The sequence below is a fragment of the Rhodanobacter sp. FW106-PBR-R2A-1-15 genome (assembly GCF_058789735.1).
Genome location: NZ_JBYTEM010000015.1, coordinates 81,807 through 90,097 on the forward strand (window position 1 = coordinate 81,807; position 8,291 = coordinate 90,097).

Annotated in this window: 7 protein-coding genes and 1 tRNA gene; 2 read left to right on the top strand and 6 right to left on the bottom strand. The window is 63.0% G+C overall.

What is annotated here, in order from left to right; translation table 11 throughout:
- Positions 1-53 precede the first annotated feature (53 nt).
- From wecB to AC3WTD_RS09770, 4 genes are all read right to left on the bottom strand, one after another.
- Entirely contained in the window at positions 54-1,223 is a 1,170-nt protein-coding gene (gene wecB, locus AC3WTD_RS09755; RefSeq protein WP_492613668.1) for a non-hydrolyzing UDP-N-acetylglucosamine 2-epimerase, read from the bottom strand.
- A gap of 239 nt (positions 1,224-1,462) precedes the next feature.
- The gene (locus AC3WTD_RS09760) at positions 1,463-2,347 is read right to left on the bottom strand and encodes a ThiF family adenylyltransferase (protein WP_492613669.1); all 885 of its coding nucleotides are present in this window, start codon (positions 2,345-2,347) and stop codon (positions 1,463-1,465) included.
- A gap of 164 nt (positions 2,348-2,511) precedes the next feature.
- Positions 2,512-3,330: a PEP-CTERM sorting domain-containing protein gene (locus tag AC3WTD_RS09765; RefSeq protein ID WP_255324792.1), complete on the bottom strand. Its 819-nt coding sequence runs from the start codon at positions 3,328-3,330 to the stop codon at positions 2,512-2,514.
- 626 nt (positions 3,331-3,956) lie between these two features.
- Positions 3,957-5,024, bottom strand: a complete 1,068-nt coding sequence (locus tag AC3WTD_RS09770) for a nitroreductase family protein (RefSeq protein ID WP_492613670.1) — start codon at positions 5,022-5,024, stop codon at positions 3,957-3,959.
- Positions 5,025-5,533: 509 nt separating this feature from the next.
- Between AC3WTD_RS09770 and AC3WTD_RS09775 the strand changes: the two genes are divergently transcribed.
- On the top strand, positions 5,534-6,340 hold the full coding sequence (locus tag AC3WTD_RS09775; RefSeq protein ID WP_492613671.1) for an N-acyl amino acid synthase FeeM domain-containing protein: 807 nt from the start codon (positions 5,534-5,536) through the stop codon (positions 6,338-6,340).
- A 637-nt stretch (positions 6,341-6,977) separates the two neighbouring features.
- Positions 6,978-7,700 carry a hypothetical protein gene (locus AC3WTD_RS09780; RefSeq protein WP_492613672.1) on the top strand — a complete coding sequence of 241 codons (723 nt, stop codon included), beginning with the start codon at positions 6,978-6,980 and terminating at the stop codon, positions 7,698-7,700.
- 27 nt (positions 7,701-7,727) lie between these two features.
- On the opposite strand, the gene AC3WTD_RS09785 is transcribed toward AC3WTD_RS09780, so the two are convergent.
- Positions 7,728-7,803 (bottom strand) — tRNA-Phe (locus AC3WTD_RS09785).
- Between the two features lie 82 nt (positions 7,804-7,885).
- Entirely contained in the window at positions 7,886-8,164 is a 279-nt protein-coding gene (locus AC3WTD_RS09790; protein WP_492613673.1) for an oxidative damage protection protein, read from the bottom strand.
- Positions 8,165-8,291 lie beyond the last annotated feature (127 nt).

Genomic DNA, 8,291 nt, shown 5'->3' on the forward strand with positions numbered 1-8,291 from the left:
CGGTGCGCCACGCAGTTGTCTGCGCTCAACCTGGCATGTGCCTGCGGCCGGGTTCAGGCACTGCCCAGCGTACGCTGATTGGCGGCTGCGGGAACCGTCGTTGCTTCGGCAACGCGAGGCGGCACGCTCAGCAGACGCTGGCGGATGTCGGCCGCCACGCGTGCCGCGGTATGTCCGTCCCAGAGTTGGGGCCTGCGTCCATGCGGCCAGCGGCCGGCGAGAATCTCGTCCACTGCCGGCACCAGCTCGGCGGCAGTCACCAACCGGTTGGTGCCCTCCGTGATCGTGATCGGCCGCTCGGTCGTGGTGCGCAAGGTGAGGCAAGGGATGCCGAGATAGGTGGTTTCCTCCTGGATGCCACCCGAATCCGTGATGGTCAGGCGCGCACCGCACACCAGGTTCATGAAGTCGACGTAACCAAGCGGCTCGATGACTTGCAGGTTGGGCGCCTCGGCCAGTTTCGGCCACAGGCCGAAGGCTTGCAGATTCTTGCGGGTGCGCGGATGCACCGGAAACACCAGCGGCAGTCTGACCGCTATGCGGGTCAGCTGATCGACCAGCGCCGTGAGCGGCCCGGCTGCGTCCACGTTGGAGGGCCGGTGCAGGGTCACCACCGCGTAGGCGCGATTCTCCAGCCCGAGCCGGCGCCGCTCGCCGCCGGCATCGATGCGTTCGCGCATGAGTTCGTAGGAATCGATCATGATGTTGCCCACGCGGGTGATCTTTTCCGGCGGCACGCCTTCGGCGGCGAGGTGCTCGTCCGCGTCCGGCGACGGCGTCCACAGGATGTCCGCCAGCGTGTCGGTCACCAGACGGTTGATCTCCTCGGGCATCCGGCGGTCGCCGCTGCGCAAGCCGGCTTCCAGATGCGCGACCGTGATGTGCAGCTTCGCGCCGACCAGCGCGCAGGCCATGGTTGAATTGACATCCCCGACCACCACGACCAGGTCCGGTCGATCCGCGGCGCAGGCCGCTTCGTAGGCAAGCATCACGTCGGCGGTTTGCTTCGCGTGGCTGCCGCTGCCTACGCCCAGGTGCAGATCCGGCGGCGGCAACTTCAGGTCACGGAAGAACGCCTCCGACATGTTCTGGTCGTAATGCTGGCCGGTGTGCACCAGCCGCAGGCGGCACCACGGCTGTCCATGCAGCACGTGAAACAGCGGCGCGACCTTCATGAAGTTGGGTCGCGCGGCCGCGATCAAGTCGATCCTGATCCGCTGCATGACGGGCACCCCTCGGTTCCATGGCGGGTTGAGTGTAGGACGTTGCCGGCATTCCGGCGTGGTCCGGCGGAAGTCTCGCGCTGTCATTGCAGGATCTTGCCGGCTCGCGGACCGGCAATGGTTTGAGGCGGGCAAGCGTCACGAGTGCGGCGAAGCACGCAAGCCGGGCGAGAGGAGCTGCCGCTGCAACTCCGGATCCGGCGACAGGTAGACGCAGCCCAGGTGTCCATGCGTGCCGCTCAGTGGCGCATGAAACGGCGACGCGCCATGGACAGGATGAGTCGTTGCAGCGGGTTGTTGTTGCCCCCGGGCCGCCACGTGCGTGCGAGCTTGTTGCGGTAGGCATCGAAGTGCAGGCCGTGAGGCGCCGCGAGCACCTTGCCCCTGCCAAGCAGGATCTTCAACGCCTGGGTACCGGCGATCCCGGCGCAGATTTCACATGCCATGGGCGTCGATGGTCCCCGGTGGTTGACCAGGTCCACCGCCGAGGAGTCGACCAGATAGCCTTGATGCAGCACGGCGGGCGCCAGACCCACCATGAAGCGCAGCAACTGTTCGTCGGTCGTTCTACCTTCCAGCCGGAAGTACTCCTCAAAGGTCATGTGACCCGGCAGGAACGCCAGTACCGCCGCACCCATGCCCAGCGGTGCCGCGGTAACCGCCGGAATACCGTGCTTGGCGCACAAGGCAAACAGCCGGGCGCGGATATCGAGTACGAAAAAGTCCAGCCCATCGACGTACAGATCCACTCCCGAGAGGAACTGCTCCATGTTGTCGACGGTGACCCCGATGGGGAACTTGTTGATGTCCAGCTCCGGATTGATATCCCGCGCCATCCGGGACACCACGTCGACCTTGGGCTGGCCAATGGTCGATTGGAATGCCCCGGCCTGCCGGTTGAGATTTTCCGTGCCGAAGCGGTCGAGATCCGCCAGGTTGAACGACTGGATGCCGAGTCGGGTCAGAGTCAACAGATGGCTGCCACCAACACCGCCAAGTCCGGCGATCGCCACGCGCATGGAGCGAAGCCTCGCCTGCTCGGTCGTGGTTATCCAGCCGATCGTCCGGCTGAATGCCGTGGCGTAGTCGAACGGCTCAGTCGTGTCCGATGCATCAGACATCATGGGACATCTACCCTCGGCATTACTGCGCAAAGCCGTTGCCCGGCCGGTACGGCGAGCCCGCCAACATTCAACGCAGACATACAGTTGATGGCGCCGCTTCGGGAAGCAGCGCCATCAACCGTCAAACCGCACGCATCACGAGGTTCCTGCTCTATGCGTGCCCGTCAGCTTCCTTTGCCGCGCCGCCGTACTAGCAAGCCCAGAAAGGCCAAGCCAAGGCCCAGCAGACCCATTTCGCCCGGCTCGGGCACCGTTCTGCCGATCAATGTGGCCGTTCCCGTAATCGGGTAGTGGCAGATGTTGGCCGGATTCGGTGAGATACCCGTGCACGTCCTGACTGCGCTGAACAGGAACTCCGAATTGAGCGTGAAGTCCGCGAATCCACCCAACCCGTCGGCTTGCGTGTGGGTCTGGAAGAAGGACGCCGCGGGACCTCCGGTCGCGTCCAGGAAACCAAGTCCGTTGGATCCAGTCAAGGGATGGGTAACCGTGCCAACGACCGTGGAGAAAAGCTGCGCGGTGCCCGCAAACCCAAGCACCGAGCCCGTATGGCCGGACAAGGTGAGCCACGGCGTACCGACCCCGGCTGTCGTCGGATTCAGCACATTGAAGCTGCTGGTGTTGTCGACGAAAAAGCTGATCGACCCAGGACTGAACTCAACCTGGTTGCCGGTAATCTTCGACACCGTGTACTGGAAGGTGAAGTTGAGGTCGCAACCCGGACAAAAGCTATCCGCCGCAATACTCGACCCAAAGTCGGTAATCCCGTTGAACGAGGAAATCAACCCGTAGCCGGTCAGTACGTTGCCGACGCCCGAAATGCTCGATTCGCGGAAGTTGACTGCCTGGATGGTCAGGTCCAGCGGATTGCTGGGATCCCACACGACACCGCCCACGTTGGTGGGAGTTGCAAACGTCGATCCGCTCCATGCACCCAGCGCCAGCGCGCATGCGAGTGCGATTCCGATGCTTTTCTTTTTCATCATGATTTTTCCTCCACTGAGAACCAGTCCGGGTAATCGCAGTGGCCGTGGCGCCCGATTGACGTTGCCCTGCGAACTCCTGAAAGCAACGGGCATGCCATGAATACAACATAATGGTTTATATGGTATTTTTTATGCAGAGCTGGCAAGTTCGCTCGATATTTGTAAGACATTCCGGCACCATGTCGCACCGGCCATGCGGGGGAGCTGCTGCTTCACCAGATGCCCCGCCGTAGTGTCGCCGCTGGCTGCCTCACGGGCATGGATCCAACTTGTTGAATGGAAATATGTTTCTACGGCAAGCCGCGTCTGAGCCGCCGGCAGCCGAAGCAGCTTTCCGCCTATCCCGCCGAGTGGGTTGCGCGACCCGATATGGATGTAATGAGCTGTTTTAGCTGCAGTTTGTCTGGCGACGCTGGCAGCAATCCACGTTTGTAAAGGATTTCGACACGCGGTGGAAATCGCATCGCCTCGCCGCGTGCAACCGCAAGGGCAACGGAAGGCGCAGCTGACATGCTGCTGTTTCGACGTTCCATCGCCAGCGCCCTGCGTGGGAGGGGCGAAAAACCAGGGGCGCGCAATGCCTGAGGGCCGTCGCATACAGGCGGAGGTCGCGCCTGACCAGGCTATTGGTGGAAGGCACCAAAACTTTCGAGCGCTCGTCGCCCGCTGCGACCGCGCGGTGCGGACCGTACGTGGCCAAGCCGCAAGAACACGAGCCCGTACCCCGGCGCGCACAGGTCGTGCAGGGCCGCGCCCAGACGCGAGAGCGGTCGCTGAAAGGCCGGTTCGACGGCTACGAACCCCAGGCCGAGAACCCCTGCCGCCGCATACGGCTGGACCGACAACCCGTCGAGGGTGGCCTGAAGCCACACGCGCTGCAGGGCGCGGCCACCTGCGAGTACGTCGGATCGGGTCGTGGACGGAATGACGAGCAGGCAGAGACCGGGCGACAACCGGATCGGCAACCAGGCCGAGCGCCACCCCAGAACCGACGCCGCGCCCAGCCGGTTGAACATGCTCATCATCGCGGGACGGCGCAGCATCTGGAAGACCGGGCGCAGCGGCGGCTCCACGGCCAGCGTCGCCGGGGCCAGGCCTTCCTCGCAGGCGGAGTGCCAGCCGACGGCGAAGCGGATACTCGAAAACAGTTCTGCGTGCAGCGTCGGGCTGCTGAAACGCAGCGTTTCGGCCTGCCTGATGACATCCAGTGCCGCATTTCTCTCACGCGGTGTCTGTGGCCACCAAAGCCGCTGCCCAGGAATCAGCTGGGCCTGCGCATTCAGGTGCGCTTGCGCATCGGCGGTGATCGGGCCGCTCCAGGGAAAACGGCGGTCGGTGTGACGCTGCGCGATGGCACCAGCCAGCGGCTCGTGGGGAGGCTGCTCGGGATCGTGGCGCCAACGGATGCGGGCGACCCACAGCTCGTCGTCGGGCTGCGGGAAGGGCTGCAGGTCCGCCGTATAACCGAGCGACCGCGCGTGGACGATCATGTTTTCCAGGCACGCGCCGGCGGCCAGGTCGCTGAGGACATATCGGGTATCGGATCCGTGGCCGCTGCGGCTGGCGTCGATCCGAAGGTCCAGGTCGTCGCCGCGCCACGCGAAACGCCACGGCTGCGAGTTGTCCGCCGAGGGTGCGGCAATGCCTGCGCACAGAATGCCTTCTTTCGTATGCCGATCCACGGTCCGCATCCGTCCGATATGACAACTGCTTCCGGCCGATCACGGTTACCTTGCGTACCCGGCAATCAGCTCGCCCACATGAGCACTATACGCAGGGGTAGCGGCGTGCACCAAGATGCGTCTTCCAGGCGAGACCGCCGTGATCGACGTCGGCGCATGCGTGGCCACCTGTCGGACCAACACCATCGTGGCAACGCTCGCGTGCCGCATGCCGATGTTCGGCTGCCGACGTGCAGCGCGAAGCGGGACACGATCGGGTTCCTGAGGGTCTTCGCGTATGGCGACGCTGTTCACACTATCATCGTATACGGGGTCGTACAATCGAGCACGACGCGAGGCCTTTTGCACTTGAATGGCCACGCCTTGTCAAACCACGTTGCATTGGTCGCGTGGCGAAGACACATCCATTGCAGCACCGATACCCGTCTTGGATGACGTCGACAGACACGGGGGCGACTCCGCGTTGTCAAGGGGGCAGTATGCCTTGAAATAACGCGTCCCTGACCGGCGACTGAAGCATGAATTTAATCAAATCGGTAGAAATACCCGAGACAGTCGTCGACATTACGGCGCGCCTCAATCGTTCGGCGCTGCGCGCCAGTGAGCAGCCCTGTTTCTGCGCGACCAGCCTTGAGCAGGTGGAATCGGCCTGGCGGCTGGTGTACGAGCGCTATTCGCAAATGGGGCTGATTGACGAAAACCCGTTTGGCATGCATGCCGTCCCCTCTGCCGTGGGAAAGCATACGTGTGTGATATGGGGAGCAGAGGGACAGGAAGTCGGCTACACGATGTCACTGTTCCGCGACAACCCCATGGGACTCGCGCTGGACAGCGTATACGCGGGACCTCTGGACGAACTGCGGCGAAAGGGCCGTCGCCTGCTTGAGGTGGGGATGCTGGCGGATCGCCGCCGGGGCGCGTCGCGTGGCGTCGGGGTTCTGTTCGGTATGATGCGCTGGGCTGTCCACCATGCATTGCATGCCGGCTTGACCGATATCGTCATCGGGGTGCATCCGCGGCATGTCCAGTTCTATGTACGTTGTTACGGCTTCGAGCAATTCGCGACGCCGACAAGTTACCCCATGGTGCGAAACAATCCGGTGGTGCCCTTGCGCCTTCGTCTGCTTGAGGGGCTGGCGAAAGACGAGTTGCCACGAGGGCTCGCTGATGCGCGTGACAACCCGCTGCCCGCCAGCAAATTCTCGCATCGCTTCGGGTTCGAGCCCGAGCAACTGCGAGGCTCCCTGATCGCGGGCTTTTTGAAAGCCAGCTATGGCGTTGATCCGTGCCGGATGGCCGGTTCGGAGCTTGCCTGGTCAGCCTAGGCTTGGTGACAGTCTCTGCCGGGTCGAACGTGCAAGGCGTCGAGCAGCTCGAACGTCGGCATCGCCAGGGCACTCAGCAGATGCATGGCATGGCCATGAGCCATCAACCCGTCACATCCTTCCAATAGGGCGCAAGCTCGCTGAGCAGGCGCAGCGAATCGTTGGTCGCCGCTGCAGCACCGGCCTGGCGTCACCCTCCATGCAGGACTACGCCGGGCTGCGGTGATCGCGGGCGTCCTGAACCTGCGTCCCTCTTGGTCTGCCAACGTACGCGATCTCTGGCGACGGCGCGGATCAATCTTTGAAACGGTTCGTCCGCAGTCCTGCGGCAACGCGAAAAAACGCCCCGCGCCTTGGTCGGCGCTCGAGCCTCGGTGGTCTGTCCTGTAATCCCTGTTCGCCCCGGGGCTGCGTCGCCGGTGGCGAAACTGTCGGAAGAATTTACAAAATTGCAGCGTTTGTTGGCTGGAAACAAGCACGAATTCAATCAAACCAGCGGCTTATGGGCTTGGCCTGGAATGTGCTTCTAAAACTGTCTGTGGGAGTGTGCTTGCCGGTAACGATGGATACCCGGGGTTCAAAGGTCCAGGGCTGCCTGGCGACGGACGGCGACAAGTCTCGACGGAGGTCAAACACCATGAAAAGGATCCTGGTTCTGACTGGCATTGCTCTGGCCGCACTGACCGTGCTGCCCTTGCAGGTCGCCGCGACCCCGATCTCAGCCAGTATCAATCTGAATACCGTTTTTGCCGGCAACACGCCGGATGGCAGCAGTGCGCCCTGGCTCACTGCCGAGTTCACATCTTCCGTGGGTTCGGGCACGGGAACGCTGGTGCTGACCTCCCACTTGACCGGGCCGGATTTTGTACAGGGGTTGAGCAGCAAGAAATCCACGGTCGGCTGGGCCTTCTATCTCGATCAGGTGCTCTCTTCCTCCGGGATCACATGCGCCGCAGGTGCTTGCGCGAGCAACGGCACGCTATACAACGCGAGCGGTTTCAATACCGGCTCAGTGCCGGGCATGTTCAACCTTGCGTTCGGCTGGTCGTCCGGCAGCCAGTTCATGGCCGGCAATTCAGCGACCTATGATCTGACGTTCTCGCACCTGCTGACCGGGAATCCGTTTGTGGAGAACGGTAACCGCTGGTCATCGGTGGCACACGTGCAGGGCGTCGTCGGCGGCTGCAGCGGCTGGATCGTGTCGGGGGACGGAGTCGGCGCCAGCGGCAGCGGGCCGTGCGTCGACCCTCCGCCCGTGTCGGTACCGGAGCCGGGTGAACTGGGCATGTTCAGCCTCGGTCTGCTGCTTGCCGGGCTGTTCCTGCGGATGAAATACGTGCAGCTTCGAAAAACCCGCTGAGAAAGTGGGCTTGAACGCTGTCGTAAATGGTGGCCGGGGACGGAATCGAACCGCCGACACGGGGATTTTCAATCCCCTGCTCTACCAACTGAGCTACCCGGCCGGGAAGCTGGCGATCAGGGCAGCTGCGATGGCTTGCCGATGATGCGTGGAGCCGCGCATTAGACCGAATGCGCGGCTTTTCGTCAAGACTCCAGGTTGGGTGGAGTGAAGCCGGCGGCATGGTCGAAGTCGCCGCCAAACAGGAATTTCTCCATCTGCTCGCCGAGGTATTTGCGCGCCTTCGGGTCGAGCGGGTTGAGCCGGTATTCGTTGATCAGAGTGGTCTGATGGGCCAGCCATTGCTGCCAGGCACGCTTGGAAATCTCGGCGTAGATGCGCTGGCCGAGCGGGCCGGGCCAAGGGGCGAAGTCCAGGCCTTCGGCGTCGATGCCGAGCTTGGTGCAGTGAATGGTACGGCTCATGGGGTTTCCTCGGGGCTTTGCGGGTATCGGTAGGAGATTCTATGTTGTTAGTCAAGCCATCTGATGCGCCTTGGCGCGGTAGTTGGACTGGTTTTTGAGCAGCGCGAAGGCGATACGTGCGAGTTTG

Excerpts from the sequence above, each read along its gene's own strand:
- AC3WTD_RS09780 (WP_492613672.1), top strand. The coding sequence starts at position 6,978 with ATGAAAAGGATCCTGGTTCTGACTGGCATTGCTCTGGCCGCACTGACC.
- AC3WTD_RS09790 (WP_492613673.1), bottom strand. The coding sequence starts at position 8,164 with ATGAGCCGTACCATTCACTGCACCAAGCTCGGCATCGACGCCGAAGGC.
- AC3WTD_RS09760 (WP_492613669.1), bottom strand. The coding sequence starts at position 2,347 with ATGATGTCTGATGCATCGGACACGACTGAGCCGTTCGACTACGCCACG.
- AC3WTD_RS09775 (WP_492613671.1), top strand. The coding sequence starts at position 5,534 with ATGAATTTAATCAAATCGGTAGAAATACCCGAGACAGTCGTCGACATT.
- AC3WTD_RS09765 (WP_255324792.1), bottom strand. The coding sequence starts at position 3,330 with ATGAAAAAGAAAAGCATCGGAATCGCACTCGCATGCGCGCTGGCGCTG.
- wecB (WP_492613668.1), bottom strand. The coding sequence starts at position 1,223 with ATGCAGCGGATCAGGATCGACTTGATCGCGGCCGCGCGACCCAACTTC.
- AC3WTD_RS09770 (WP_492613670.1), bottom strand. The coding sequence starts at position 5,024 with ATGCGGACCGTGGATCGGCATACGAAAGAAGGCATTCTGTGCGCAGGC.